This window comes from Paractinoplanes toevensis (genome assembly GCF_018332695.1).
Lineage (GTDB): Bacteria > Actinomycetota > Actinomycetes > Mycobacteriales > Micromonosporaceae > Actinoplanes > Actinoplanes toevensis.
This window is the reverse complement of record NZ_BOQN01000038.1, coordinates 1-26,500: the sequence shown is the minus strand read 5'-3', so window position 1 is coordinate 26,500 and position 26,500 is coordinate 1. Positions and strand designations below refer to the sequence as shown.

Genomic DNA, 26,500 nt, shown 5'->3' with positions numbered 1-26,500 from the left:
TCAAGGCATAGACGATGATCGTTTTCAGAATGCATGAAAACGTTGGCGATCTCCGTTTTTGATCAAAAAAGATGGGCCACGCCTCGCGGCGTGGCCCACATTTCGGGACGATCAGGCGGCGTACTTCTCCACCAGCGCGCCGACGGCCGGGATGGCCGCCTCGATGTGCTTCTCGGCACTGCCGCGCACGGTCTTGTAGGCCCGGACGATCACCGGCTTGTCGGAGTCCTTGGCCATGTCGTCGGTGACCCGGAGCAGGGCCGGGCCGACCTCGTCCTGGCGCTTGACCAGGTAGTCGCCGAAGGTGCCGCCGCCGGCCGCCTGGAAGTCGGTCCAGAACGGCTGCAGCTGGTGCAGCATGTTCGGCACCATGAGCTCGACGGTCTGCGCGTAGTAGCCGGGCGCGAACGAGGTGACTGCCTTGTAGGCCAGCTTGACCGCACCCGCGGAGACGCCGGACTTGTTGGCCAGTTCCTGCTCGACCAGGGCCTGGGCGTCGGCCGTGATCGCCTTGAGGGCGCCGTCTACCTGCAGAATGTCGGAAAGATTGGAGTACATAGAGATTTAGGCTCCTTTAGTGCCGATTAACCCGCCGCCAGGTTTTCGCTCGGCTGGGAGAGTAGTCCGGTTTACCGTGTTGATCTTCATCTGGGGTGCCGGTCCTCGCTGACCGTCCGTCTGCTTCGGGTGGCCCGTGTCGCGGCCCGCTAGGGCCGGTCATCCGCATTCGGCCAACGGCCGCGTGGCAGTCCCGCCAGAACAGCCGAACCCAGAAGTACCAGCGGTAACAGCGCGACTGCCCAGCGCACACCCGCAAGCAGCGCGCCACCGGCCGCGACCCCGGCGACCAGGGCCGCGCCCACCAGGGCCGCACCCGGCGAGGGCGCGGTCAGCGGAAGCGGGCGACCGCGAGGGCGGCCGGGACGGCGCCGCCGGTGACGGAATCGGCGGCCAGGCGGGCCAGGGCCGGGGCGATCTGGATGCCGTAGCCGCCCTGGCCGCCCAGCCAGAACAGGCCCGGCGCGGCCGGGTCGGGGCCGGTGACCGGCTTGCGGTCGGGGGCGAAGGTGCGCAGCCCCGCCCAGGCCGTGACCACCGAGCGCAGGCCGAGCGTGGTCGCCTCGTTGACCCGCTCGACGGCCAGGGCCACGTCCAGGTCGTCGGGACGCGCGTCGCACGGCTCGCTCGGCGTCTCGTCGGCCGGCGACACCAGCACGCCGAGGCCCTCCGGCCGGAAGTAGAACGTCTCCCCCACGTCGGCGACCAGCGGCCAGGCGCGATCCACCCCGGTCGCCCGGGCCACCGCGGCCGTGCGGCGCAGCGGACGCATCCCCAGTCCGGGCACGCCCAGCGCGGCCGCGACCCGGTCGGCCCAGGCGCCCGCCGCGTTCACCACGGCCGTCGCGGTGACCGGCCCGGCCGCCGTGTCGAGCAGCCACCTCCCGCCGGTGTGCCGGCCGCCCCGCAGCGTCGCGTCGACCAGCACGGTGGTCCCGCGCCGCCGGGCGCCGCCCAGGTAGAACTGGTGCAGGCCGAGCACGTCGATCTCCGAGGCGTTCTTCTCCAGCAGCGCGCCGGCCAGCCAGTCGGTGCGCAGCGCCGAGCAGCGCGCGACGGCCTCGGCCGGGCTCAGCGGCACCAGTTCCGGCTGTGCCGCGCCCAGCGCCGACAGCGCGTCCATCTGGTCCTCGGGCGCGACCCAGAGCAGCGATCGCGGACTGAGCAGGCCGCCCGCCTCGTCGAAGCGGGCCCGGCTGGCCGCGGTCAGCGCGCGCACCTCCGGCCCGCCGTAGCTTTCCAGGAACATCGCGGCCGACCGCCCGGTCGTGTGGTACGCGGGTTGACTCTCCTGTTCCAGCAGCACCACGTCGTGCTCGGCGGCCAGTTCGTAGGCGACCGACACGCCCGCCATGCCCGCACCGACCACCGCCACATCCGCTTCGATCGCCATGGTCACATTCTGCCGGGGCCACGATCGCCAACCGGCCATCAGGCGGGGCCGAACAGTGGTAGTCAGAGTTTTTGACGAGATCTCGGGGGCGGCAACGTGGTGTCACGGTGGTTCGGCGACCTACGGGTGCGCAGCAAGATCGTCACGGCGGTGCTGCTCGCCTCCGTCGTCGTGGCGGTCGCCACGGTGCTGGCCGTGCAGCGGATGGGCGAGATGGACGGACGGCTCGACGATGTCCGCGAGGTCAACGTCACGAACCTCCAGCTGCTCGGCGACATCCGCGGCGCTCAGGCGACGATCAACCACTTCGCCGCCATGGCCGCCCGGTCCGCCACCGATGCCGCCGTGCAGCGGACCGCCGCCGAGGGACAGGCCGCCGCGATCCTCGAGCTGGGCGACACGCTCGAGCTCTACCGCGCGCAGCCGAAGAGCGACGCGGCCGACCGGTCGCTGGCCAAGTTCGTGGACTACTGGGCGCAGTTCACCACGGCCCTCACCGACGTCAAGGAAGGTCGCACCCCGGCCATCGACTTCAACGAGGTGGTCACGGGCATGGCCACCGCGGCCGCCGAGATCGCCGACGCGGAGACCACGAGCGCCGACGACGCCGCGGCGGCCGCTCAGAACCGGTTCGTGCAGGCCCGGCTCGAGGTGCTGGTGACGCTGGGGGTCGCGCTGCTGCTCGGCATCGGGTTCGCGCTGCTGGTGGCCCGCTCGATCACCGGGCGGCTGCGGGTGGTCGCCGACGCCATGGAGGCGGTCGCGACCGGCGACCTGACCGGCGACATCGACGTGCACGGCCGGGACGAGATCGGCACGATGGCCCGGTCGGTCAACAAGGCCACCACGTCGGTCCGCGATACGGTCACCGCGCTGGCCGACAGCGCCGCGACCCTGGCCAAGAGCTCGGCCGACCTGTCCGCGGTGACCGACGGGGTCGCCTCGAGCGCCGCGGTGGTCTCGGACGGCGCGAGCGCGGCCAACGGCTCGGCCGAGGAGGTGTCCCGCAACCTGCAGACGGTCGCGGCCGGCGCCGACGAGATGGCCCTGTCGATCCAGGAGATCTCCCGCAGTACGTCCGAGGGCGCGCAGGTCACGACGCAGGCGGTGGCCGTGGTCGCGGCGACCGCCGACACGGTCGGCAAGCTCGGCGCCAGCTCGGAGGAGATCGGCGAGGTGGTCAAGGTGATCACCTCGATCGCCGAGCAGACCAACCTGCTCGCGCTGAACGCCACCATCGAGGCGGCCCGGGCCGGTGACATGGGCAAGGGCTTCGCCGTGGTGGCCGGCGAGGTGAAGGATCTGGCCCAGGAGACGGCCAAGGCGACCGGCGACATCGCGGCCCGGGTGCAGGCGATCCAGGCCGACACCCAGGACGCGGTCGCCGCGATCACCCGGATCAGCGAGGTGATCGAGCAGATCAACCACCTGCAGACCACGATCGCCTCGGCGGTCGAGGAGCAGACCGCGACGACCGCCGAGATGAACCGCAACGTGGCCACGGCCGCGTCCGGGGCCGCCCAGATCGCCGGCAACGTGGCCCACGTGTCCGGTGCCGCGGTGGACAGCACCCGCAGCGTGCTCGCCGGCCAGCAGGCCGCGGCGGACCTGGCCGCGCTGGCCGGCGATCTGCAGAAGCTAGTAGGCCGATTCAGCTATCGCTGACGGTCCACGCTTTGCCACGGCCCGCCGGGAGCCGTCCGGGAAGAGGCCGGACTTGGTCATGGCCAGGGTGTAGATGCCGTGCGCGGCGGCGTCGCCCAGCTCGGCGAGAGCCTTCGTGCTGACGTTGCTGATGGTGTCGCAGGCCTTGTGGTAGCAGGGGTCGTAGATGACGCCGGCGGTCCCGCCGTACACCTCGGCCTCTTCTTCGGTTTTGACCCCGTCGGATCCGCTGGAGACACCGCCCGCCGGAATGCCGACGGCGATGAACGGGCCGTAGTCGGAGCGGCCGTTGAACTCCTTCTCGCCGCTGGCCAGGCCCTGCGCGGTGAAGTAGTCATGGAAGACTGCCTCGATCTCGGCCGAGCCGGGCGGCCCGGAGGTGCCGGGGTAGGCCGAGCCGTCGCCGTCGTAGGCGAAGCGCACGTAGTTGGGCGAGCCGACCATGTCGAAGTTCAGGTTCGCGAAGATCTTGGCGAGGTCGGCGTCGGGCAGGGTGTCCACGTAGTGCTCCGAGCCGAGCAGGCCGCCCTCCTCGGCACCCCAGAACGCGAACCGGATCTTCTGCCGCGGCTTGACCTTGAGCGCGGAGAGCTGCCGGGCGGTCTCCAGGACGGTGGAGACGCCGCTGCCGTTGTCGTTGATGCCCGGTCCGTCGGCCACCGAGTCGAGGTGGGCGCCGACCACGAGCACCTTGTCAGGGTCGCCGCCGGGTGTCTCGGCCAGGATATTGCTGGTCTTCGCGGTCAGGTCGGTCTCGGTGGAGGTGCTGACCCGTACGCTGACCGGCCCGGCCTTGGCCGCGGTGACCAGGGCGGCGCCGTCGGCGTAGCTGAGCCCGATGATCGGCACGTCAAAGACCTGGCCGAGGTCGCCGGTGACCAGCGCGGTCCGGCCGGTCTGTCCCTCGTTGAAGATGATCACCGCGTCGTAGCCGGCCGCGACGGCGTTGCTCGCCTTGATCGCGAACGTGCAGGTGCCGCGCTGGATGAGCGCGACCGCGGGTGCGTCGCCGGCCGGCGGGAAGTCGGCCGCCTCGCAGCCGGAGGTGACGCCGGGGGTGGCCGGCGGCGGCACCTGGACGTCGGTGGTGGGCACCAGGGTGCCGGTGACGGTGCCGCTGCCGGAGTAGGTGAACGTGTCGGTGGCGTAGGTGGCCGCGGCCGGCGACACCTGGGCCAGGGTGGCCGGGGCCAGGTCGCGGAAGAACGGGAAGGTGAACTCCTGCTCGCTCACCCGGTAACCGGCGGCGCGCAGGGTGTCCTTCACGTAGGTGGCCGAGGCGGTGAAGCCGGTGGTGCCGGACGCCCGGGTGCCGCCGTTGGAGTTGGCGATGCGCTGCAGGACGCGTTCGTGGCCGAGGATGCCGTTGACCGTCACGGCGTCCCGGAGCTTCTTGCTATTGATCTTGTCGACGGCGTTCGCAGGGGTGGCCGCGAGGCCGATGAGTAACAGTGCCGCTGCGGGTATCGCTGCCTTGCGCACGGATCCTCCTGTATCGACGGCGGAACGGTCCCCCGCTGTGGCGGAGGACCGTTCGCGCAGCATATCGATGTACGTCGAACTAGGCGACGGTGCAGACGTTCCCGTTCATCGAGAAGGAGGTCGGCGCCGGGTTACTGCCGGTCCACGAGCCGAGGAAGCCGAAGGACGCCGAGCCGCCGGCGGGTACCACGCCGTTCCAGGCCGCGTTGAAGACGGCCACCGAGTTCTCATTCTGCGTCACCGAGCCGTTCCACAACTGGGTAATCGTCTGATCGGCGGCGAACTGCCAGTTCAACCGCCAGGCGGAGTACGGCGCGGTGCCGGTGTTGGTGATCTTCACGTCGCCCTGGAAACCGCCCTGCCAGCTACCGGTCACCCGGTAGGTGATCGAGCAGGAGTTGGCCCCCGACGACGCGCTCGGGCTGGGCGAGTCGGTCGGGTTACCGGTGCTGGAGGAGGACGGCGAGGTCGGGGCCGTGGTCGTCGTGCCGATCCGGGTGGGGTCGACCACGCCCCAGTAGGCCGACTTGGCCTGCAGCGTCGTGTCGAACAGCAGCGGCGCGTCCTTGCGGCTCACCGGATAGGTGTCCAGCCAGGTGTTGTCGTCGGCCAGGCCCCACAGGGTCACCGAGGAGATCGCCGACGCGTACTTGCGGAACAGCGCGAACATGTCCCGGTACTTGTACGCCTGGGACAGCAGCCGGTCGGCCGGCGGCGTCGGGAAGTTCTCCGAGCTGGACGTGTAGATGCTGACGTCCATCTCGGTGATCTGCTGGGTGACGCCGAGCGGCACGAACTTCTGGATCATCGCCTCGGTCTCGGCCACGGTCGGCCAGCTCACGTTGATGTGCATCTGGTGCCCGACGCAGTCGATCGGGATGCCCTCGCCCTTGAGCGTGGAGACCAGGTTGTAGAGGGCGTCGCGCTTGGCCGCCACGTTGGTGTTGTAGTCGTTGATGCACAGCTTCGCGGTCGGCAGCACCTCACGGGCCACCTTGAAGGCCGTGCGGATGTAGTCGAGCCCGGTGATGGTGTACCAGCTGGACCGCCGCATGCCGTCCGACTGGGACTCGTCGATCACCTCGTTGACCACGTCCCAGGTGCCGATCGCACTGCCGTAGTGGGCGCCGACGTTGCGGATGTGGTTCTCCAGCCGGTCGAGCAGGAGGGCCTTGTCGTCGGCCGTGCCGGTCATCGCGGTGCCGTCGGCCCGCTGGAACACCCAGGCCGGGGTCTGGTTGTGCCACACGAACGTGTGACCCCGGATCGCGAGACCGTTCGCCTTGGCGTACGCGATGAGGGGGTCGGCCTGTGTGTAGTTGAAGGTGCCGGCCGCGGGCTCGGTGGCGTCCCACTTGAGGGCGTTGCCCGGGGTGATCGAGTTGAAATGCTTGCTCAGCAGTTGCCCGTGCTCGCCGAGGATCTCGGCACCGGTGATCGCGGCGCCCACCGGGAACTCGGTGACCACGCTCTTGACGTTCGGGATGTCGGTCTGGATCGGCACGGCCGGGGTGTAGCTGACGGTGACGTCGTCGAGGAACAGCGACCCGGTGGTGGACGCGGTCTCCACGTAGAACGACAGGTGATCGACGTCGGTCGAGAGCGTGTAGCGGCCGGTCAGGTTGACCCAGCCGCCGCTGGTTACGGCGGTGTTGCCGACCACGGTCTCGTAGTTGGCCGTGTCGGCCAGGCGCCGCTCGACGCTGAGCCGGGCGCTGTCCGAGCCGTCGGCCATCCGCACCCACACCGAGATGGTGTAGGAGGTGCCCTTCTCGAACGTGTCGAGCACGTTCAGCGCGGGACCGTTCCAGGTGGCGGTGCGGCCGGTGACGCTGAGGCTGCGGGTGCCGCCGTGCGCCTGCGCGGTACTGGCGGCGAGGACCTCGGCGCTGCGGCCGGTGAAACCCTCGACGGTGCCGTCCTCGAAGTCGGCGTTGATTACGGTGATGGGGGCGGGGGCATCAGCCGCGTCCGCGTGGGTCGCGACGGCGATCGCGGCGGTGGACACCGCGATCAGGGTGGTGGCGACGGTCAGCCGCGCGAGAGCGCGCATCCGCGGGCTCCCTTCTGAGGTGGGTGAGCGGCGGGACGGTAATTGACGGACATCGTTACATGGGAGCGCTCCCAGAACAATGCCGATGAGTTTCGCGCCGACCGCCGGTCTATACCGGCGACATCAACCGAAGGAGTCACCATGTACGCCGAGATCAACGGCCTGAACATGTACTACGAGACGCACGGATCGGGTCGCCCGCTGGTCCTGCTGCACGGCGGCCTGGGCTCCGGCGAGATGTTCGGCCCGATCCTGGACGCGTTCGCCGCCGACCGCCAGGTGATCCTGCCCGACCTGCAGGGACACGGCCGCACCGCGGACATCGACCGGCCGCTCGACGTGCGCCTCATGGGCGGCGACATCGCCGCCCTGATCGACCACCTCGGCCTCGACCAGCCGGACGTGGTCGGCTTCTCGCTCGGCGGCGGAGTGGCCCTGCAGGTCGCGTTCCAGCACCCGGAGCGGGTGGGCCGGCTGGTCGCCGCCTCGGCCGGCATCCGGCGGGACGCCACCTACCCCGAGATCCTCGCCCAGCAGGGCCAGGTCGGCGCGGCCGCCGCCGAGTTCATGAAGGAGACCCCGATGTACGAGCTGTACCAGCGGGTGGCACCGCGCCCGGAGGACTTCCCCCGGCTGCTCGACAAGATCGGTGCGGCGATGGCCGTGGACTTCGACTTCACCGAGCAGGTCCGCGGCCTAGCCGTGCCGACCCTGGTGCTGGCGGCCGACGCCGACATGTGCCCGCCGAGCCACTTCGTCGAGGTCTTCGCACTGCTCGACGGCGGCCTGCGAGACGGCGGCTGGGGCGGCGAGGGCCGGCCGAAGGGCGGCCACGCCCTGGCGATCCTCCCCGGCCTGACCCACTACGACCTGGCCGATTCCCCGCTGTTCCCGGCGGTCGCGCTGGAGTTCCTGCGGCGCTAGGTCGTTTTCCGCAGGGTTCAAAACCCCGGGAACGGCCGGCCGGGCGGCGAACTCGCGGTTCCTTTGCGTACGAGCCGGGGGCCCACAACCGCAACAGCGGGCGGGCCGCCGCTCAGCGCGACGTACGCGCGGGTGCCGGTCTTGAATGCGGTCCAGATCTTGGCGATTTAGCCCCCGGTGCGGTGCTGCAGTTCGACAAGGTCTGCGGCTGAATGCGAGCGCCGCAGGCATTGACCAGCGCTGAGGGTCGAAGTGCCTCCAGGTGCCGTCGCGGGTGTTGGTCGGCGGTCAGTTCCGGCGAGCCTGAGCGCGAGGGCGCGTCGCGTGGCCGGGACATGAGCCTGTCCAGGGGGCGTGGTAACGGGTCGTGAGTCGCGGGCGGCGATGGGTCCGGCAGCGGGGCGGCGTTGCCGGCCGGGCCCGCCCGGCGGTGGCGCGCGGAGGGTGAGCCCCGCGCAGCGGAACCGAGTGCCACTGGGCCGGCCCCATCACGTACAAAAATGGGGTGGTTGGGTTACGCCGCAGCCCGGCTCCATCTACCGAACAGGCGTTAGACCCGGAAGCGGGACACCACGCCGTTGAGGCTGGCGGCCAGCTCGGACAGGTCGGCCGCCGCCTCTCGGGTCGAGGTCGCGCCGCCCGCGGTCTGCGCCGCGGTGGCCGCTACCCGGCCGATTGACTGGTTGATCGCGTCGGCGCCGTGCGCGGCGTCGTCGAACAGGCGGCTCAGCTCGTTGGTGGTCGCGGTCTGCTCCTCGACCGCGCCGGCGATGCTGGCCTGGTACTGGTTGATCTCGTTGATCACGTCGGCGATCCGGCCGATCGCCTCGATCGCGGCACCGGTGTCGCTCTGGATGGTCAGGATCCGGTTGCCGATGTCCTCGGTGGCCCGGGTGGTGTTCTGAGCCAGGTCCTTGACCTCGCTGGCCACCACGGCGAAGCCCTTGCCGAGCTCGCCGGCCCGGGCCGCCTCGATGGTGGCGTTCAGCGCGAGCAGGTTGGTCTGCTCGGCGATCGCGGTGATCAGCTTGATCACGTTGCCGATCTCGTCGGTCGAGGCGGACAGCTTCGACATGGCGTCGGTGGTCTGCTGGGCGGTGGTGACCGCGCCCATCGCGATCTGGGCGACCGTGGTGGTGTTGCCGGAGATCTCGCGGATCGCCGCGGTCATCTGCTCGGCGCCCTGCGCGGCCTCGCGGACCCGCTCGGTGACCAGGATGCTCGATTCGGAGACCGTACCGGCCTGGCCGGAGGTCTCCCCCGAGGACGCGTCGACGTCGTGGCTGATCACGGTGAGCCGCTGGGACGCCTCGGTCAGCCGGCGCGCGCCGCCGGCGATGGTGCGGATCGCCTCGCGGATGTCGCCGACCGCCGCGTTGAGCGCCGTGGACATCTGCGCGATCTCGTCCCTGCCGTGGACCGGCACGTCGACCGTGTAGTCACGCTGCGCGACCCGGCGCAGGGCCTCGACCGCGGTGCCGAGCGGCCGGATGATGCCGCGCCCGACGCGGTAGCCGAAGACCGCGAGGATCAGCACGCCGGCCGCCAGCGCGCCGCCGAAGATCCAGGTGACCTTCTTGATCAGGGCGGTGCGGTACTTCGCGGCCGCCGCGGCCTCGGTGCTGATCGTGGCGGAAGCCTTGGTGAGCTGCTCCGAGAAGGCCGTGTACGCGTTGTAGAGGTCGCCACCGATCTTGAAGAGGGTGGCGGCCGGGACCTTCGTGAGCAGTTGCTGCTGCATCGACTTGGCCGAGTCGGTGAACGAGCCCCACGAGGTGTCCAGCGTGTCGATCGTCGCCGCGTCGGCCTGGCCGAGCGACTTCTTCTGCAGCTCGGCGACGATCTGGTCGCCGGCCGTCATGAAGGCGGCGGACCCGTCGACGAAGGTCTTGGTCTGGGTAGGAAAGGCGAGGTTGGCGTTGACGAAGCTGTCGACGTTGGCCGCGTTGGTGTCGAGCTTCTCCAGCAGCAGACTCACCTGACGGAAGTTGTCCTGCGTCTTCGCGCTGGCCACCAGCTTCGAGATGCCGACCAGCCCGGTCACGCCGAGCACACCGGCCAGCACGATGCCGACGAGCACCAGGCTGGTGATCTTCCATCGAACCGACCAGTTGCCCACGACGGCCCCCAACATTCGCGTTTCGCCTATTCCTCTGACTTATCGACCGTTGCGGCCGGGCGCTGAGCCCGGGCGCGCCGCTCGCCGAATCCGCTCAGGTCGACCGCGCAGTCGCCGATGGGCGGACAACGCGCGACGAGGGGGACGCAATGACGAGGTGGCCGCGGGCGACCGCGCCGGCCTGGCCGGTGCACGCCGGGGTGCTGGCCGCGACGGTGCTCGCCGCGACCTCGTACGCCCTCGCCGGCCCGCACCTGCGGGTCGTGATCTTCGCGATGGTCACCCTCGTCCCGGTGGTCACCTTCGCCGGCGCCCTCGCCACCGGGCACCTCAGGGGCCGCCCCTGGATCATCGCGACCGCCGGTCTGGTCCTGCTCGCCGGCTGCATGGCGTTCTGGTCGGACTGGGTGCCGGGGCATCATTTCGGCCGGGCCGAGGGCCGCGCCGCCGACTTCGGTATCGCCTCCGCCCACCTGCTGTTCCTCGTCGGCACGGCCGCCGCGTTGCGCCGCCGAGGCATCGGCGACCTGGCCGGTTTGCTGGACGCCGCGCTGTTCGGGGTGTGCGTGGCCGGTCCGGCCTGGGCCTGGCTGATCGCGCCCCGGCTCACCCCGACCGCCACCACGGTCGGCGAGATGCTGGCGCTCAGCGACATCGCCATCCTCGCCGCCCTGATCTCCTGCCTCACCCGGATCGGGCGGCGGGCCGCCGGAGCGCGCGGCCCGATCGGCTATCTCGTGCTCTGCAGCGTGGCCACCCTCGGCGGCCACATCGCCGGAACGCTCACCGCCCGGCACGGCAGCTCGGCCTGGACCGCGATCATCACGATGGTCGCGTACCTGACCATCGCGGCCGCGGCCGTCCACCCGGCCGCACCGCGGATCACCGACCCGGACGGGTCCGCCGGCCAGCCGAGCACCCAGCTGCCGCTGCTCTGGATCGGCGCCGCGCTCTGCGCCAACCCGCTGATCGCCATGATCCAGGGGCTGCGCGGCGACGACGTGGCGAGCGTGGTGCTGCCGGTCTGCTCGATGCTGGCGGTACCACTGGTGCTGCTGCGGCTGTGGCAGATGTCGCAGCTGCGCCGCCGGGCCGAGGCGACGCTCGCCCACCACGCCCTGCACGACGAGTTGACCGGCCTGCGCAACCGGCGGCACGTGGTCGCCGAGATCGACCGGGCACTGGCCGACCTGGAGCGGTGCACGCTCGACGAGGTCACCGTGATCCTGCTCGACCTGGATGGCTTCAAGCCGATCAACGACCGGTTCGGTCACCAGGCCGGCGATGCCGTGCTGCGGGCGGTGGCGGCCCGGCTGACCGGCGCGGCCGGCCCCGATGACGTCGTCGGCCGGCTCGGTGGGGACGAGTTCCTGGTACTGCGCCGCGGGCCCGCCCCGGACGATCTGCCGCGACTGATGACGAGCCTGGTGGGCCACCCCATCGAGGTGGGCGGGGCACGCGTCCAGGTGGGGGTCTCGGCCGGCATGGCCGGCGCGCTCCGGGGCGAGACCATCGACCGGGACATCCTGATCGGCCGGGCCGACGCCGCGATGTACGCCGAGAAGGCCGCCCACCGCCGGGAGCGCGACCCGGTCCTCCGTTAGGCTGTCCTAACTTTCGAGTGGGACGGGGTCGGGATGGCACAGCCGGAGTCGCTGGCGGAGTTGCTGAACGGGCGCCGGGCGGCGATCGACGCCACTCTCCCGGCCGCCGGCTTCGTGATCGGCTGGCTGGCCGGCGGACGCTCCATCTGGGCCGGTGCCTCCGTCGCGGTGGCCTGCGCCGTCGCCGTCGGCTGGTGGCGGCTGCGGCACGGCGACAAGCCCCGGGCGGTGCTGATCGGCCTGCTCGGCGTGTGCGTGGCCGCCCTGATCGCGCTGCGCACCGGCAAGGCCGAGGACTTCTTCCTGCTCCAGCTGCTGAGCAACGCGGCGAGCGCGCTGGCCTGGGCGGTCAGCATCGTGCTGCGCTGGCCGCTGCTGGGCCTGGTGGTCGGCGGCGTGCTGGGGCAGAAGACCCGGTGGCGGCGCGACCCCGCGCTGCTCCGGTCGTACGGCCTGGCCAGCTGGGTGTGGGTGCTGCAGTACGTGATCCGGCTGGCGGTCTTCCTCCCGCTCTACGCGGCCGGGCAGGTGGTCGCGCTGGGCGTGGCCCGGATCGCCCTGACCTGGCCGCTGATCGCCGCCTGCCTCGCGGTGAGCTGGTGGGTGATCCGCAAGACCCTGCCGCCCGGCCACCCGGGGCTGCGCCACCCCCTAGTGGGGTAGGCGGACGGTCACCGTGGTGCCGACGTTCTCGGCCGACTCGACCTCGATCGAGCCGCCGTGGTTGTCCACGATCTTCTGGCAGATGGCCAGGCCGAGCCCGGTGCCCGGGATCGCCTGCCGGATCGCGTTGGTGGCTCGGAAGAACCGGACGAACAACGCGTTCTGCTCGGCCGGCGGGATGCCCATGCCGGTGTCCGAGACCCACAGCACGGTGTGCTCCCCGGCCCGTTCGGCGCGGACCGTCACGGTGCCCTCGGGCGGGGTGAACTTGACCGCGTTGCCGATCAGGTTGGCCAGCACCTTGTCCAGCTGGACACCGTCACCCCGTAACGGGAGCGGTCCCCGTACGTCGGAATGAAGCCCGACCGACGCCTTCTCCGCGGCCGGCGTGATGGCCGTGAGTGCCCGCTCGATCGCCTGGGCGAGGTCCACCTCGCCCTGATCGCTGGAAAATCCACCCGACTCGATGCGGGACAGGGTGAGGATGTCCTCGATCAGCTCGCGGAGCCGCCGGGCGTTGCGGGCGATCACCTCGAGCATCCGCTGCTGCGCGTCGGTCAGCTCGTCCGGGTCGCTGTCGCGCAACAGCTCGACGTAACCGGAGATGCTGGTCAGCGGGGTGCGCAGCTCGTGCGAGATGGTCGCCATGAAGTCGGTCTTGGCGGCGTCGAGGGCCTTGAGCCGGGCCAGCAGCTCCTCCTCGGTGCGCCGCAGCTGCTCGGTCTCGGCATCCTTGAGGCGGCTGTCGGCCCGCAGCCGGCTCATCAGGTGCGCCATCGCGAGGGCGCCCAGCACCCCACCCCCGGCCAGGCCGGCGAGGAGGGCCGCGCCGCAGGCCGGACGTCTCATCGGCGGGGCCTCCGGCCGGATTCTCAGGCCCGGGCCCGGCTCAGCAACGCTTGGATGCGTGAGACGAGCTCGCGGGGGCTGAACGGTTTGGTCACGTAATCGTCGGCGCCGGCGCTGAATCCGCCCTCGACGTCCTGCTCCTGGACCCGGGCCGTGAGCATGATGATCAGTATTCCGGCGGTGGCCGGGTCGGCCCGCAGCATCTTGCAGACGTCGATGCCGGAGAGACCGGGCATCGAGACGTCCAGGACGGCGAGCGTCGGCTGGCGGCTGCGGGCCTGCTCGAGGGCCGTCTGACCGTCCTCGACAGCGATCACGTCGAATCCGGCCTGCTCCAGCTTGAATGCCACCAGGTCACGGATGTCGGCGTCATCATCGGCGACCAGCACCACCGTCACGGGTTTCTCCTCGGTTGGCCCGTCTTCCCTACTAAAACGCACTATATCCAGTTATTTGGGTGGGGACGGTCCGATCGTGCAACCCAGCCGCACCCGTTGCGCATCGGACCTGCATCCCACGAAGAGTCTCCTGGTGTGCAACGACGCCGCTACGCCCACCCGGCAGAGGAGGACCCGATGAACGCCGTACTCTCCGATGCGCTCTTCCTGTCTCACGTCCAGCGATCCCAGCAGCCGACCGCCGAGCTGATCCGGGCCGCCGTCACCGACACCGTGCACCGCATCGGCGAGGACCGCTGCGCCGAACTGGTCGCGCAGGAATTCGGCGAGCACCCCGACTGCGCCCCCGACCGGATGCGCTGGGCCCGCACCGCGGTGCTCCTGGCATTCCACTGACGCTGCCCCTATGCTCGTCGGCATGCACGCGCGATTGAGCATGTGGTGGCCCGCCAGACCGGCGGCCACACCCACCCGCGCGTAACTTCACGCGGCCGCCTCCCCGAGGCGGCCGTCCTTCGTCATGGCCCTCCGCCTCGGCCGGCACCGCCCGCCCTCGGAGGAAACCCATGCAACCGTTCGCCCTGCTCCACCGCGATGGCGCCGACCACGTCGAAGTGCTCACCGGTGACGTGATCACGGTGGCCACCCTCGCCGACATCCCGATCCGCGACGGCCTGCCGACGCTCGCGGTGGTGCCCTACCGGCAGATCACCGAACGCGGCTTCGACTGCGTAGACGACGGTTCCCCACTCGAGTGCCTGCTGGTCACGGCCACTTCGCAGGAACCGCTGACCGCGTTTCCGCCCGGATCGCTGACGCTGAACCCCGGCCGCTTCGACCTCACCGACGACGAGTACGGCGAGATCGTCGAGGACGTGCTGCGCGACGAGATCGGCCACGGCGAGGGCGCCAACTTCGTCATCCACCGCGTCTACCAGGCGTCGGTGGACGGCGACCCGGTGGCCGCCGCGCGCGCCGCGTTCGGCCGGCTCCTCGCCGGCGAACAGGGCACCTACTGGACGTTCCTGGTGCACACCGGCACCCGCACGCTGGTCGGCGCCACCCCCGAGCGGCACGTCAGCGTGGCCGACGGCATCACCATGATGAACCCGATCAGCGGCACCTTCCGGCACGGCTCGGGTTCACTGATGGACTTCCTCGCCGACCCGAAGGAGATCGAGGAGCTCTACATGGTCCTCGACGAGGAACTGAAGATGATGGCCACCGTCGCCGAGCACGGCGGCCAGGTGGCCGGCCCGTACCTCAAGCAGATGGCCCACCTCACCCACACCGAATACCTGCTGGCCGGCCGGGGCACGATGGACGTGCGCGAGGTGCTGCGGGAAACCATGTTCGCCCCCACCGTCACCGGCAGCCCGATCGAGAACGCCTGCCGCGTGATCGCCCGCCACGAACGCCGCGGCCGCGGCTACTACGCCGGCGTGCTGGCCCTGCTCGGCCACGACGACCAGGGCCGGCAGACCCTGGACGCGCCGATCCTGATCCGCTCGGCCGAGATCTCCCCCGACGGCACCCTGCGCGTCCCGGTCGGCGCCACCCTGGTCCGGCATTCCACGCCGGCCGGCGAAATCGCCGAAACCCACACCAAGGCCGCCGGGATCCTGGCCGCGCTGGGCGCGACCGATAACGCTTCCCTTCCCGTACGCCCATCCGAGACCGAAGAGGTACGGGCGGCACTGGCCGCCAGAAACACCGACCTCGCCCGTTTCTGGCTGGATTCCCGCGCCCCCGGAGCACTGACCATCCCGTCGCTGGCCGGCCGGAGCGCGCTGATCGTCGACGGCGAGGACACGTTCACCGCCATGCTCGCCCACCAGCTGAAAGCCCTCGGTCTGACCGTGACGGTGATGCCGTGGCACGCCGCGGTGACCGGCATCGTCCCCGCCGACCTGGTGGTGGTCGGCCCCGGCCCCGGCGACCCCGACGACCTGACCGACCCGAAGATGACCGCCATGCGCGACCTGGTGGCCGGCCTGCTCGCGACCGACATCCCCACCCTGGGCGTCTGCCTGGGCCACGAGATCCTGGCCGTCCTGCTGGGCCTGCCGCTGCGCCGCCGCGACTCCCCCTATCAGGGCGTCGCCCGCGACGTGGACCTGTTCGGCCGAACCCGCCGGGTAGGTTTCTACTCCAGCTTCGCCGCGGTGGCCGACACGTCGCTGCTCGTCTCTCCCTACGGCCCGGTGGAGATCGCCCGCGACCCGTCCGACGCGGCGGTCCACGCGCTGCGCGGAGCCGGCTTCGCCGGCGTCCAGTTCCACCCCGAGTCGGTCCTGAGCCGCGACGGCGTGGCCATCCTGTCCGAGCTTCTCCCACCGTTGCTGTCCGGTGTGGTTAGCCCGGCCACGAACGGGTAGCAAAACCATAGGCCGGTGGTTCAAGGGGATCGAGAGCCTCCGCTTGGACCACCGGCCCCACCAGGTCCGCCGGCCAGCCCCGCCCGGCCCGACCGGCGGACCTCTCACCGCACAAAACCGGATGCGCCGGCCTGCGCCGGGCGGTCATCATCCGGGGCGTGAACATCCCGCTTCGACAGGTACGCGCCCACTTCACCGAGAGCACTATCACGGTCTATCAGGCGTACTCCTCGGTGATCGCTCGGCCGGCGCTGGCTGCCGGCAGGTTCGTGGCGCCGTTCAAGCGGGAGCGGATGACCTGGATCAAGCCGTCGTTTCTCTGGATGATGTATCGCTGCGGGTGGGCCACGAAGCCCGGCCAGGAGCACGTGCTGGCTGTCGAGATCCGGCGTGACGGTTTCGAGTGGGCCCTCGCGAACGCGGCGCTCAGCCACTTCGATCGGAAGCTCCACCCGGACAGCGTGGCCTGGGCACGGCAGGTCAAGACCGCGCCGGTGCGGGTGCAGTGGGACCCGGAGCGGTCGCTGCGGCTGGCGCCGCTGCCGCATCGGTCGCTCCAGGTGGGACTGTCGGGCGAGGCTGTCGACCGGTACGTGGACGACTGGCTGGTCGGCATCAGCGACGTGACGGCCCTGGCCCGCACGATCCACTCCCGACTGACCGACGGCAACGCCCGGGCCGCCGCCGATCTGCTGCCGGCCGAGACCGTCTACCCGCTGCCGCCCGAGGTGGCCACCAGGCTGGGCGCCGGCTAGTGCTCTGACCGGAAACGTTGGCCGGGTCGGGCGACACACCGGTCGGGGTGGGCGGCCCGTAACAAGGTCGAGCTGTGTTTCACTCCGACGTACGTGTCCTGGGCGAACCCGATCGAAGCTCAATTCCGGTGAACCAATCCGGGCTCGCTCGGCGATAGTCCCTATGTGAGGCGGAGAAGACAGACACCGGTCGATCCGGTGACCGAGCAGACCGGCGACGCGCAGTTGCTGCGTGCGGTGGCGGCCGAGGACATGGGCGCGCTGCGCCTGTTGCACCTGCGGCACGCCCCCTGGATCCGGCTGCGGCTCACCCGCCGGTGCGCCGACCCCGACGTGGTCGACGCCGCCGTGCAGGACACGTTCGTCGCCGTCTGGCGCGATGCCCGCAACTACCGGGAGAGCGGCGGCGAGGCGGCCGCCTGGATCTGGACCATCGCGATCCGCCGGCTGGTCAGCACGCTGCGCGGGCCCGGGCACCGCTGGGTGGGCGTCGCCGGGGAGGCCGCCGAGACCGTGCCGTCGGCCGAGGACCTGGTGCTGCTGCGCATCGAGCACGGAGATCTCGGCGCCGCGCTCGACCGCCTGTCCCCGGAGCTGCGAGCGGTCATCCAGGCCACCGCGCTGGACGGTCTGACGGTCCGCGAGGCCGCGTCGCTTCTGGGCGTCGCCGAGGGCACGGCGAAGACCCGGCTGATGAGAGCACGGGCCCGGCTGCGGGAGTTGCTGGCATGACTTCGCGAGGAGAGAGCATGGCCTGGCACGTGGACGCCGAACTGCTGCAGGCGTATGAGGATGGTTCGCTCACCCCGAGCCGGGTGATGGCGGTCGACGCGCACGTGCAGGCATGTGCGGCCTGCCGGGCGTCGGTGCCCGCGGAAGCCGCCTGGCTCGACCGCACCTGGCTCGCGGTCGCCGACACGCTCGTGGCCGACCGGCCGTCGCCGGTGGAGTGGCTGCTTCGCCGCAGCGGCCTGCCCGAGCACCGGGCCCGCCTGATCGCGGCGACTCCGGCCCTGCGCTTGTCGTACTTCGCGGCGACGGCCGCCGTGCTGGCCTTCGCCGTGGCGGCGGCACACACTGGCCAGACCGGCGCCCGCGTCACTCTGCTGCTGTTCCTGGTCCTCGCGCCGGTGCTGCCGGTGCTGGCGGTCGCGACCGCGTTCGGTCCGCCCGCCGATTCGATGCACGAGATCACGTCGGCCACGCCGATGGCCGGCCCCACCCTGGTTCTGTGGCGCGCCACGGCCGTCGTCGGCCCGTCCATGGCGATGGGCGTCGTCGCCGCGGCGGCGTCGCCCGGGCCGGGCTGGTGGGCGGCCGCCTGGCTCCTGCCGGCGTTCCTGCTCTGCGCCGGCACCCTGGCCCTGGCCACCGTGCTGCCACTGCCCACGGCCGCCGCCCTTCTCGGCGGCGTCTGGGTGCTCGTCGCCCTCGCCGTCAGCACCTCGGCGCCGCTCGTCCAGGGGGCGTTGTTCGGTCCGGCCGCCCAGTTCGGCTACCTGCTGGCCGCCGTCGTGGCCGTGGTTGTCCTGACGCTGCGGCGCCGCCACCTCGACCCGGGAGAGAGCCGATGACCACCGTCCGCATGCGCGATCTTCGCAAGCGCTTCGGCGCCACCACCGCGCTCGACGGCCTCGATCTGGATATCGGCGTCGGTGTCACCGGCCTGCTCGGCCCCAACGGCGCCGGCAAGACCACGCTGCTGCGCTGCCTGGCGACGGCGCTCGCGCCCGACCACGGCCGGATCGAGGCATACGGGCTCGATCCCGCCGATTCCCGCCAGCGCACCGCCCTGCGTCGGCGGCTCGGTTACCTGCCGCAGAGCCCGGGCCTCTACCCGAACTTCTCCGCGGCGGCGCTGCTCGACTACGTGGCTGTCCTCAAGGAGATCGTCGACCCCGCCGTCCGCCGCGCCGAGGTCCGCCGGGTCCTCGAGGAGGTGGGCCTGTCCGACCGGGCGAACGTCAAGGTCCGCAAGCTTTCCGGCGGCATGCGACAGCGCCTCGGCGTGGCCCAGGCGCTCCTGGGCGGTCCCGATCTGATCGTCCTGGACGAGCCGACGGTGGGGCTCGATCCCGAGCAGCGCATGCTCTTCCGTGCGCTGATCTCGCGGCTGGGCGAGACCCGCACGGTCCTGCTCTCGACCCACCAGACCGAGGACGTCGGCGCGCTCTGCGAACGGGTGGTGGTCATCCGCGGTGGACGAGCCGTCTTCGCCGGCGCCCCCCGGGCGCTGGCGCAGCTGGCCGACGGACAGGTGTGGCGCTCCGCCGGCCGGCCCGGCGGCGGAGCGGTCTATTGGCGCACCGCGGAAGGCGACTACCGGACACTCGGCGAGCAGCCACCGGACGGGGTGGCGGTGCCACCCTCCATCGAGGACGGCTACCTCAAGCTGCTCGGACCGGCGCCGGCCGGGACGACCCGATGATCGCCGTTCCGGTGCCGCCCCGGGTCGCCGCGGCCGCGCTCGCGTCGACGGAAGCCCGGCTGCTGGCCGGCATGTCGACGCTGTGGATGGGATTCATCCTGGCCGTGGCGCTCTGCGCCGTGTGGAGCAGAGGCACGACCCGCACCTGGGCGGCCTTCGCCGCTCATTCCGGCCTGGCGGCACTGGTCCTGGCCGGCTTCCTCGTGCTCATCGGCCACCTCGCCGCCTCCCGTGATCACCGGCACGACGCCACCGAGTTCACCGGCACGCTCCCCACGCCGCCCCGGCGCCGGACGGCCGCCCTGCTGACGTTCATCCCGGTGGCCGGCGCGGTCGGCGTCCTGGCGGAGGGCGTCGAGCTCCTGGTCCTGGTCCCGTCCGGGCTGACCGGCCGCCTCGACCCCTGGCTCCTCGCCGTCCCGGCGCTGCCACCCATGATCGGGGCCGCTCTGGGAGTCGCGGCCGGCCTCTGGTGGCCCGCCACCCCGGCCGGCCCGCTGACCCTGTTCGCAGCCACGGCCGCGATCGCCATGCTGCCGGTGGTCGGGTCGGACCCGACCGGCATGCCATGGCTGCTGTTCCCCGTCGTCCTCGAACCGGTGACCCCCGGGGCGGCCGGCTGGCACGTGCTCTATCTGGTCGCGGCGCTGACCGTCGTCGGCGGCGTGGCACTCGCCCGGCACTGGCGCCTGCCGGCCATTGCCGTCGTGACGATCGCGCTGGTCGTCGCCGTGGTAGCGGTCCGCCGCGAGCAGACGCAGCAGCCCGTCACCGGCACCGCCACGGCCGTCTCGCCGCGCGGGCGGTGACGCGTCGTGCTTCTGCGCATTCGGCAGGTCCGGCTGCTCGTGGTCCCGGTGTCGCGGACGGTCCCGTGGGCTCCCCCGGCAACCGCCGCCGGGTTGTCGTTGCTGGCCTGCCTCCCGGCCGTCGCCGGGGCGCCCGCGCCGGCCAGCCAGGTCTGGGCGCTGCGCATCGCCGCGTTCCTGCTCGGCGCGGGCGCATGCTTCGCACTGGTCGAGCCCATGACGCTGGTGGCGGTGACGCCGACGCGTCGCTGGCTGCGGCAATGGTTGCGGACCGCCGTCGCGGTCGCACCCGCCATCGCGGTGTGGCTGGCCCTGTTCGCCCTGGCATCCCGCAGCCTCCCGGCGAACGGTCTGCCCTTGGCCGAACTGGCCGCCGAGGCCTCCGTCTGCGCGCTGACCGGCCTGGCCGGCGCCGCGGTGGCGGCGCGGCGCGGCCATTCCCGGACCACCGCCCTGGCCGGCCCGGCCGCGCAGGCCGGCCTCATCGCGGCAACGCTGTTCCTGACCGGCCGCCACTCCCCGTGGCTCCTGTCGACGGCAGAGGCGGCGACGATCCACCACTGGTGGACCATCGCGGCGCCCATCCCGGTCCTGATCATGGGTGCGGCCAACCTGGAGGCCTGGTCACCGAGAGCCGGCCGGCCAGCCGGCCGAGGCTGAGCCCGTGCTCCTCCAGGACCGCCGCGATGAGCCCCAACGCCTTCGGGTCCATGCCGTGCAGTCTCGCCGGCTCGACCCGGGAACCGCCCGCCAGCTGGCCCAGCTGGACGTAGCCGGCACCGTCGAGGGCCCGCGTAGCCGGTGCGCCGGCCTTCGGAAGGGCGTCCAGAGAAGTGGCCGTGACCGCACCCTGCTTACCCGTCCCGGCTTTTCCTTCAGGTCCGCGGCGGCCTGCCGATGGAGCGCGGCGTCGCCGGCCGCAGCACCGCGGATCATCAAACGACGACCGGCGCGGTCGCGGCCAAGGCCACCGCCGCCCCCGGGATGACGGTCAAGGAGGCCGGGGAGACGTATCTGAAACTCACCGCCGCCTCGAACGCCGCCCATGAGGCCTGGATGTCGGCGGCGGCACCGACCGCGAAGACCCTCGCCATCCACAAACAGCTCGCGGCGCACGCGGCCGCCTACCGGCGGGTCGCCGCGGCCGGAACCGTTGCCGCCTACCTGACAGCCGCAGGACAGGTTCCGGTGACCACCAGCCTGACCAGCGACGTGCGCAGGGCGCTCGGCCTCCCGGAGTCCGCATCGGAGTGAAACACAGCTCGACCTTGTTACGGGCCGCCCACCTGCGGATATCAGCGCCTTGGTGCGCGGACGGGCTCGATGCGGGCGAGTTTCTCCTTGAGCTGCGGGTCGTTCGATTCCTTCCAGGTCCTGGTCCGCTGGAAGCTGATCTTGTGCAGGTGCAGGAACTCCCGCAGCCGTTCACGGCTGACGTTCACCCGGCGAAGACCACGGTTGTGGGCCAGGTAATCGGCGAGTTTACGCAGGCTCCACCGGGTGAACGGCTGATCGAGAGCTTGAGGTCTGGTGCGGGCCGTCGCGACGATGAACGTTTCGTCGTCTTCACTGATCCGGCGGGGACGGCCACCCGCCCATCGAGGGTCCAGGCAGGCCAGCCCGATCTCGTTGAACCGGTGGATCACCTCACGGATCGCGTCTTCGTCACCCTGGACCAGACGGGCGATCGCGGGAACAGTTTCCGCTGGCCGACGCCATGATGACCATCGCACGGCGCAGCCGGATCGGTGACTCGGTCTGACGCCGCACGATCTGCTGTAATCGACGGCCCTCGTCATCGGTGAGCCGCCGTGCCCGAACAGGATCTGCCATGACGACAGCCTGATCCGCGACCCGGCCCACACCGCGCACCCCGACCGGTGTGTCACCCACCCGGCCAACGTTTCCGGTCAGAGAACTAGCTCCGGGGTGCGACGCCCGGGGCGACGGTCAGGGTGGCGGTGGTGGTGTCGATGGTGGCCCGGGCTCCCAGCGGGACGGTCAGCTGGCCGTTGCCGTGGCCTATCCGCAGGCCGCCCAGGACCGGCACGCCCAGGGTGGCCAGGCGGTCCTGCACCGCCTGGGCCGCGGTCCACTGGCCGCTCACCACCGGGGCGTTGGTGAACTGGCCGATCGCCACGCCGGCGATCCCCCGGAGGGCGCCGGAGCGGGTCAGGTGGGTCAGCATGCGGTCGTAGCTGTAGGCGGACTCGTCGGTGTCCTCCAGCAGCAGGATCGCGCGGTGCAGGTCGGGCAGGTCGCGGGTGCCCACACCGGCCTGGAGCATCGTCAGGTTGCCGCCGAGCAGGGTGCCGGTCGCCGTGCCGGGGACCGAGACCGCGGCGCTGGGTTCGGCCGGGTCGCTGGTCAGCACGATCGGATCCATTGTCATGATCGCCTTGCGCAGGGACTCGATCTCGGTCGGCCCGGTGCGCGTGTCGGTCCAGTTGACCATCGGGCCGTAGAAACTGACCAGCCTCGCGGCGGTCCACAGCCGGCCGCTGAGCACGGTCAGGTCGCTGAAGCCGACGAAGACCCGCGGGTCACGGCGAACCGCGGCCAGGTCGAGCCGGTCGATGATCCGCTGCGTGCCGTAGCCACCCCGGGCGGCGAAGACGCCCCGCACGCCGGGGTCGCGAAAGGCCGCGTTCAGGTCGGCCAGCCGGTCCGCGTCGGTGCCGGCCAGGTAGCCGTACCGGTCGTAGAGATGCGCGCCGGCCTCCACCACCAGGCCGAAACCCTCGAGGATCTGGATGCCGCGGGCCAGCCGGGTGTCCGGTACACCGGCCGGCGCGATCACCCGTACCCGATCTCCGGGAACCAAAGCCGGCGGCCGGACCACCGCTCGCGTGCCGGCCCGGGCCGGCGTCGCGGACGCGACGGTGCCGGCCACGGCCGACGCGGCGATGAAGGTACGGCGCGAGATCCTCACCCGGCGCACACTTCCGCGATACACCCACACAGTCAAGACGATCCCCGGCGAGCGCGGCGACCACCGGCGAAACCTGTTCTTGACACTCCCGGGTGCCCGAATGGCTACCGCGCGGAACGGCTGATTGGATAGGCCCAGACGAGTGGGGTGGTGATGAGCTTTCCGGGAAAGCCGCTGACACTGGCGCTCGCGACGATCGGGCTCGGCCTGAACCTGCGGGCCTCGGTTCTTCTCGGTCCGCACCTGCACGAGCGGTTCGGGGTCCCGCCCGGCTGGTACCTCGCCCTGATCGGGCTGCCCCTGCTGGTGGCGGCACTCGTACGGTTGCCGGTCGGCGTGCTGACCGATCGGTTCGGCGTACGCGTGATGTTTCCGGCCGTCAGCCTGATCGCCGCGGCCTCGGTCGTCGGTCTCGGCCTGGCCGACTCGCTGCCGGCGGTGGTCGCCGCCGGAGCGGCGGCCGGCTCGGCGAGCTCGGCCTTCGTGGTGGGCGCGGCGCTGGTCTCGAGGCTTTTCCGGTACGGGCGGCGCGGCCTGACGCTGGGAGTCTTCGGTCTCGGGGTGGCGTTCACCGTGGTGCTCTCGATCGTCTCCTGGAGTGTCGACCGTGAGGGCCGGCTCACCGCGCTGGTCCTCGGCGGCCTGCTGGTGGCCTTCGCCGGGTCGGCGGCCACGCTGATCCGGGAACCCGCCCCGGCCGGCCGCGGTGGTTCGCCGCTGCGCGAGTGCCTGGCGCTGATCCGGCTGGCCGCGACCTCGTCGGTGTCGCTGCTGTACGTGGTCGCGCTGAGCGGCATGGTGTCGATCGGCGTGTTCCTGCCGGTCTACCTGGTCGTGGCCCTGAACTTCGAGTGGTCGCACGCCCTCGCGGCCACCGGGTCGGTGGTCACCGTGGCCGCGCTGGCCCGGCTGGCCGGCGGCTGGTGGACCGACCGCCACCCGACCGCCCGGCTGCTGGTGAGCTGTTACGGCCTCGCGGCGGCCCTGTACGTGGTCGTGGCGCTGGCACCCCGGTCGTGGCTGCCGCTGGTCGCGATCGCCGGGGTGGCCGCCTGCGACGGGGTGGCCGGTGGCGCACTGCTCGCGCTGATCGGCAAGGCGGCCCGGCCGTACAGTGTCGGCTCGGTGATGGGGGTGACCGGCGCGGCCGGCACTCTCGGCGCGCTGATTCCGCCGCTGCTGCTGGCCGGCCTGCACGGGTTGACCCACTCGTACACCGCGGGCTGGAGCCTGCTGGCCGCCGTGCTGCTGGCCGCGATGCTGTACGTCCGGACGCGTGACCTGCGGGTCGGGCTGGGCCTGGCCGTCGGGTTCCAGCCGAGCCCGAGTCCGACCGCGACGACCGTGGCGGTCCTCGCCGAGCCGGACACCCGGTTGTGCGCGGCGGCGGTGGTGGCCGGGCTGGCCGAGCTGGCCACCAGCGACGAGTTGCTCGTGGTCTACGGGGTCGACGACGGTCCGCGGCTCAGCGCCGCCGGCCTGGTCACCGGCCTGCGGACCCGCCTGCCACGGCACAGCGTCGTCGCCGTACCGGTTCATGAGAGCGCGGACCGGCTCGGCCGGGACGCCCTCGTGCTCATCGAGCACCTCGAGGCCGGCGAGCTGACCATCGCGGTGACCGGCACGGCGAGCCGGCACCGCATCGCCGCCGACCTTTCGATCTACCTGCAGGCCGACCGGGTGCTGACCGTCTCGTACGACCTGGCCGACGGAGCCGGCCTGACTGTCGGATCGGGGCATCGGCGTTCGTAGCAGGGGTGAGAGCCCGCCAACGGGCACCAAGAACGAGGAGATGACATGCAATACCTGGTTTCGGTGATCGCCGAGGGTACCGGCCTCGCCACCGCGGAGGAGATGACCGCGATCGACGTGTTCAACGAGCGGGTCCAGGCCGAGGGCCACTGGGTCTTCGCCGCCGGCCTCAACCCGCCCAGCACCGCCACCGTCGTCGACAACCGCGACGGGCAGGCGCTGTTCACCGACGGGCCGTTCGTGGAGTCGAAGGAATACCTGGCCGGCTTCTGGATCTTCGAAGCCCCCGACCTGGACGTGGCGCTCGAACTCGCCGCCGACGGCTCGAAGGCCTGCAACCGGAAGGTCGAGGTCCGGCCGTTCTACAGCGAGGCTGAATGACCGGCGTACGTGAGGCGGTCACCCGCGCCCACCACGAGGAGTGGGCTCGGGTGGTCGCCGCACTGACCCGGCGTTTCGGTGACCTCGACATCGCCGAGGAGGCGGCGGCCGAGGCGTTCGCGACCGCCGTCGAGCGGTGGCCGGCCGACGGCGTACCGCCCAATCCCGGCGCCTGGCTGACCACCACCGCCAACCGCAAGGCCATCGACCGGCTCCGCCGGGAGAACAAGCGGGACGACAAGCAGAGGGAGGCTCAGATGCTGTACGACGACACCCCACCCGAGCCGACCGGCGCCGTCGACGACGAGCGGCTCCGGCTGATCTTCACCTGCTGTCACCCGGCGCTCGCCCCGGAGACCCGGGTGGCGTTGACCCTGCGCATGGTCGGCGGGCTGACCGTCGGCGAGATCGCTCGCGCCTTCCTGGTGCAGGAGACCGCGATGGGGCAGCGCATCACCCGAGCCAAAGCCAAGATCAAGGCGACCCGCATCCCCTACCGGGTGCCGTCGGCGCAGGATCTCCCGGCTCGGGTGTCCGGCGTACTCTCCGTGTTGTTCCTGGTCTTCAACGAGGGCTACCTGGCCACCGGCCCCGGCACCGATCCGATCCGGCACGACCTGACCGCCGAGGCGATCCGGCTCACCCGCCTGATCCGGGCCCTCCTGCCGGACAACGGCGAGGTGGCCGGGCTGCTGGCGCTGATGCTCCTGACCGAGGCCCGGCGCACCGCCCGGGTCGCCGCCACCGGCGAACTGGTCACCCTGGGCGAGCAGGACCGGGGCGCCTGGGACACGACGCTGATCGCCGAGGGACACCGGCTGGTCCGCGAGCGCCTGGCCACCGGGGCCACCCCGGGCCGATACCAGATCCTCGCCGCGATCAACGCCGTGCACACCTCGGCCCGCGACGTCCGCGACACCGACTGGTCGCAGGTGCTCGCCCTCTACGACCAGTTGGTCCGCCTGGACCCGTCGCCGATCGTCGCCCTCAACCGAGCCGTCGCGATCGCCGAGCTGGACGGCCCGGACGTGGCCCTGGCGGCCGTCGACCGCTTGGCGGACCGCTTGGCCGACTACCACGCCTACCACGCGACGCGAGCCGACCTGCTCCGCCGGCTGGGCCACAGCCAGCAGTCCCGAGCGGCTTACGACCGAGCCATCGAGCTGACCGCCAACACCGCCGAGATCGCCTACCTGACCCGCCGCCGCGAGCAGCTCGCCCCAGGAATGTAACGGGTGTTACACCGCTATCTGTTGCCCTGATTCCAGGGTTGATTAGATTTGCTTACCGCCCTCTTCAAACCTTCATGATCGATTGTTCGCGCGCGTTCTGCCGACCGCGAGAGAATGTGTTCATG

The 26,500-nt window shown here is 71.5% G+C and carries 24 protein-coding genes and 2 pseudogenes; 17 read left to right on the top strand and 9 right to left on the bottom strand.

Features of this window, described 5'->3' with window-relative positions:
* Positions 1-111: 111 nt before the first annotated feature.
* Entirely contained in the window at positions 112-558 is a 447-nt protein-coding gene (locus tag Ato02nite_RS12870) for a DUF6918 family protein (protein WP_213006709.1), read from the bottom strand.
* Positions 559-889: 331 nt separating this feature from the next.
* The gene (locus tag Ato02nite_RS12865) at positions 890-1,951 is read right to left on the bottom strand and encodes an NAD(P)/FAD-dependent oxidoreductase (RefSeq protein ID WP_213006708.1); all 1,062 of its coding nucleotides are present in this window, start codon (positions 1,949-1,951) and stop codon (positions 890-892) included.
* A 96-nt stretch (positions 1,952-2,047) separates the two neighbouring features.
* On the opposite strand from Ato02nite_RS12865, the gene Ato02nite_RS12860 reads away from it, so the two are divergent.
* Positions 2,048-3,616: a methyl-accepting chemotaxis protein gene (locus tag Ato02nite_RS12860; protein ID WP_213006707.1), complete on the top strand. Its 1,569-nt coding sequence runs from the start codon at positions 2,048-2,050 to the stop codon at positions 3,614-3,616.
* Here the strand turns inward: Ato02nite_RS12860 and Ato02nite_RS12855 are convergent.
* Positions 3,590-5,098, bottom strand: a complete 1,509-nt coding sequence (locus Ato02nite_RS12855) for a M20/M25/M40 family metallo-hydrolase (protein ID WP_246606763.1) — start codon at positions 5,096-5,098, stop codon at positions 3,590-3,592. The two genes, Ato02nite_RS12860 and Ato02nite_RS12855, sit on opposite strands and share 27 nt — an antisense overlap.
* Before the next feature lie 79 nt (positions 5,099-5,177).
* The gene (locus Ato02nite_RS12850; protein WP_213006705.1) at positions 5,178-7,151 is read right to left on the bottom strand and encodes an endo-1,4-beta-xylanase; all 1,974 of its coding nucleotides are present in this window, start codon (positions 7,149-7,151) and stop codon (positions 5,178-5,180) included.
* Between the two features lie 141 nt (positions 7,152-7,292).
* Here Ato02nite_RS12850 and Ato02nite_RS12845 point away from each other — a divergent pair, with 141 nt between their 5' ends.
* Entirely contained in the window at positions 7,293-8,075 is a 783-nt protein-coding gene (locus Ato02nite_RS12845) for an alpha/beta fold hydrolase (RefSeq protein WP_246606761.1), read from the top strand.
* Positions 8,076-8,625: 550 nt separating this feature from the next.
* On the opposite strand, the gene Ato02nite_RS12840 is transcribed toward Ato02nite_RS12845, so the two are convergent.
* Complete coding sequence (locus Ato02nite_RS12840; protein ID WP_213006704.1) at positions 8,626-10,209, bottom strand: methyl-accepting chemotaxis protein; 1,584 nt, start codon at positions 10,207-10,209, stop codon at positions 8,626-8,628.
* Between the two features lie 134 nt (positions 10,210-10,343).
* Between Ato02nite_RS12840 and Ato02nite_RS12835 the strand changes: the two genes are divergently transcribed.
* Both Ato02nite_RS12835 and Ato02nite_RS12830 read left to right on the top strand, forming a co-directional pair.
* Positions 10,344-11,798, top strand: coding sequence for a GGDEF domain-containing protein (locus Ato02nite_RS12835; RefSeq protein ID WP_213006703.1), 1,455 nt, complete (start codon positions 10,344-10,346; stop codon positions 11,796-11,798).
* A gap of 33 nt (positions 11,799-11,831) precedes the next feature.
* A complete protein-coding gene (locus tag Ato02nite_RS12830) occupies positions 11,832-12,461 on the top strand; it encodes a DUF3159 domain-containing protein (protein ID WP_213006702.1) in 630 nt (209 codons plus the stop codon).
* Here the strand turns inward: Ato02nite_RS12830 and Ato02nite_RS12825 are convergent.
* A complete protein-coding gene (locus Ato02nite_RS12825; RefSeq protein WP_213006701.1) occupies positions 12,450-13,310 on the bottom strand; it encodes a sensor histidine kinase in 861 nt (286 codons plus the stop codon). The genes Ato02nite_RS12830 and Ato02nite_RS12825 overlap by 12 nt on opposite strands.
* A gap of 23 nt (positions 13,311-13,333) precedes the next feature.
* Positions 13,334-13,708 carry a response regulator transcription factor gene (locus tag Ato02nite_RS12820; protein ID WP_213006700.1) on the bottom strand — a complete coding sequence of 125 codons (375 nt, stop codon included), beginning with the start codon at positions 13,706-13,708 and terminating at the stop codon, positions 13,334-13,336.
* A gap of 177 nt (positions 13,709-13,885) precedes the next feature.
* Between Ato02nite_RS12820 and Ato02nite_RS12815 the strand changes: the two genes are divergently transcribed.
* The 10 genes and pseudogenes from Ato02nite_RS12815 (at position 13,886) to Ato02nite_RS12775 (ending at position 21,332) form a co-directional block, all read left to right on the top strand.
* On the top strand, positions 13,886-14,104 hold the full coding sequence (locus Ato02nite_RS12815) for a hypothetical protein (protein WP_213006699.1): 219 nt from the start codon (positions 13,886-13,888) through the stop codon (positions 14,102-14,104).
* A 170-nt stretch (positions 14,105-14,274) separates the two neighbouring features.
* Positions 14,275-16,086, top strand: a complete 1,812-nt coding sequence (locus tag Ato02nite_RS12810) for an anthranilate synthase family protein (protein WP_213006698.1) — start codon at positions 14,275-14,277, stop codon at positions 16,084-16,086.
* Between the two features lie 158 nt (positions 16,087-16,244).
* Positions 16,245-16,841, top strand: coding sequence for a DUF4291 domain-containing protein (locus tag Ato02nite_RS12805; RefSeq protein WP_213006697.1), 597 nt, complete (start codon positions 16,245-16,247; stop codon positions 16,839-16,841).
* Between the two features lie 48 nt (positions 16,842-16,889).
* Positions 16,890-16,967, top strand: a pseudogene (locus tag Ato02nite_RS53250) (integrase); the annotation flags it as partial.
* 39 nt (positions 16,968-17,006) lie between these two features.
* Positions 17,007-17,573 carry an RNA polymerase sigma factor gene (locus Ato02nite_RS12800; protein WP_246606759.1) on the top strand — a complete coding sequence of 189 codons (567 nt, stop codon included), beginning with the start codon at positions 17,007-17,009 and terminating at the stop codon, positions 17,571-17,573.
* A 17-nt stretch (positions 17,574-17,590) separates the two neighbouring features.
* Positions 17,591-18,415 (top strand): zf-HC2 domain-containing protein, encoded by an 825-nt coding sequence (locus Ato02nite_RS12795; protein ID WP_213006696.1) that lies wholly within the window; start codon positions 17,591-17,593, stop codon positions 18,413-18,415.
* Positions 18,412-19,269 carry an ABC transporter ATP-binding protein gene (locus tag Ato02nite_RS12790; RefSeq protein ID WP_213006695.1) on the top strand — a complete coding sequence of 286 codons (858 nt, stop codon included), beginning with the start codon at positions 18,412-18,414 and terminating at the stop codon, positions 19,267-19,269. Before Ato02nite_RS12795 ends, Ato02nite_RS12790 begins: the two co-directional genes overlap by 4 nt.
* The gene (locus Ato02nite_RS12785; protein WP_213006694.1) at positions 19,266-20,078 is read left to right on the top strand and encodes a hypothetical protein; all 813 of its coding nucleotides are present in this window, start codon (positions 19,266-19,268) and stop codon (positions 20,076-20,078) included. The genes Ato02nite_RS12790 and Ato02nite_RS12785 overlap by 4 nt, the downstream gene beginning before the upstream one ends.
* A gap of 6 nt (positions 20,079-20,084) precedes the next feature.
* A complete protein-coding gene (locus Ato02nite_RS12780) occupies positions 20,085-20,738 on the top strand; it encodes a hypothetical protein (protein WP_213006693.1) in 654 nt (217 codons plus the stop codon).
* A gap of 237 nt (positions 20,739-20,975) precedes the next feature.
* A complete protein-coding gene (locus Ato02nite_RS12775; protein ID WP_213006692.1) occupies positions 20,976-21,332 on the top strand; it encodes a hypothetical protein in 357 nt (118 codons plus the stop codon).
* Between the two features lie 44 nt (positions 21,333-21,376).
* Here Ato02nite_RS12775 and Ato02nite_RS51560 read toward each other — a convergent pair.
* Together Ato02nite_RS51560 and Ato02nite_RS12765 are read right to left on the bottom strand one after the other, a co-directional pair.
* Positions 21,377-21,911: pseudogene (locus tag Ato02nite_RS51560) on the bottom strand (helix-turn-helix domain-containing protein); the annotation flags it as partial.
* Positions 21,912-21,996: 85 nt separating this feature from the next.
* A complete protein-coding gene (locus tag Ato02nite_RS12765) occupies positions 21,997-22,971 on the bottom strand; it encodes a S66 peptidase family protein (RefSeq protein WP_246606879.1) in 975 nt (324 codons plus the stop codon).
* A gap of 192 nt (positions 22,972-23,163) precedes the next feature.
* Here Ato02nite_RS12765 and Ato02nite_RS12760 point away from each other — a divergent pair, with 192 nt between their 5' ends.
* The 3 genes from Ato02nite_RS12760 to Ato02nite_RS12750 are packed head-to-tail and all read left to right on the top strand — an operon-like array spanning position 23,164 to position 26,375.
* Entirely contained in the window at positions 23,164-24,762 is a 1,599-nt protein-coding gene (locus tag Ato02nite_RS12760; RefSeq protein WP_213006690.1) for an MFS transporter, read from the top strand.
* Between the two features lie 45 nt (positions 24,763-24,807).
* Complete coding sequence (locus tag Ato02nite_RS12755; protein WP_213006689.1) at positions 24,808-25,143, top strand: YciI family protein; 336 nt, start codon at positions 24,808-24,810, stop codon at positions 25,141-25,143.
* The gene (locus Ato02nite_RS12750; protein WP_213006688.1) at positions 25,140-26,375 is read left to right on the top strand and encodes an RNA polymerase sigma factor; all 1,236 of its coding nucleotides are present in this window, start codon (positions 25,140-25,142) and stop codon (positions 26,373-26,375) included. Before Ato02nite_RS12755 ends, Ato02nite_RS12750 begins: the two co-directional genes overlap by 4 nt.
* Positions 26,376-26,500 lie beyond the last annotated feature (125 nt).